Genomic DNA, 554 nt, shown 5'->3' with positions numbered 1-554 from the left:
GTGGTGGGCGACGCGCGGCCGTTCGTGGGCGCCATGATCACGCTGGACGAGGAGTTCCTGCCGCGCTGGGCGGCCGAGCGGGGCAGGCCCGCCGACGCACCCGCCGCCGAGCTGCGCTCCGACCCGGAGCTGCTGGCCGAGATCCAGCGCGCGGTCGACGACGGGAACGCGGCGGTCTCCAAGGCCGAGTCGGTGCGCAAGTTCCGCATCCTGGCCACCCAGTTCACCGAGGACTCCGGCCACGTGACGCCGTCCATGAAGCTCAAGCGAAACGTGGTGGCCAAGGACTTCGCGGACGAGATCGAGGCCATCTACCGCACCTGAGATCCGCCCCGTCCGGGCCCACGGCGGGCCGGACGCCCGCGTACCACCAGCGCGCCAACGGCCCGCGCCCCGCGCCAGCCCGGTCAGCGCAGCCCGGTCAGCCGGTCACAGCGGCCCGACCAGCCCGGCCGCAGCAGCTCCGCCGGGACAGCCCGATCAGCGCAGCCCGGTCAGAGCAGCTCGGTCAGGCGCTCGGCCAGCAGGTCCCAGCGCCAGCGCTGCTCCACCCA

1 pseudogene is annotated in these 554 nt (G+C 74.4%); it reads left to right on the top strand.

Annotated elements, in window-relative coordinates:
* Window positions 1-324 (top strand): annotated as a pseudogene (locus tag KUM32_RS39710) (long-chain fatty acid--CoA ligase); the annotation flags it as partial.
* Window positions 325-554 lie beyond the last annotated feature (230 nt).

It is taken from the genome of Streptomyces sp. AC627_RSS907 (assembly GCF_019049165.1).
This window is presented reverse-complemented; position numbering and strand designations above follow the sequence as displayed.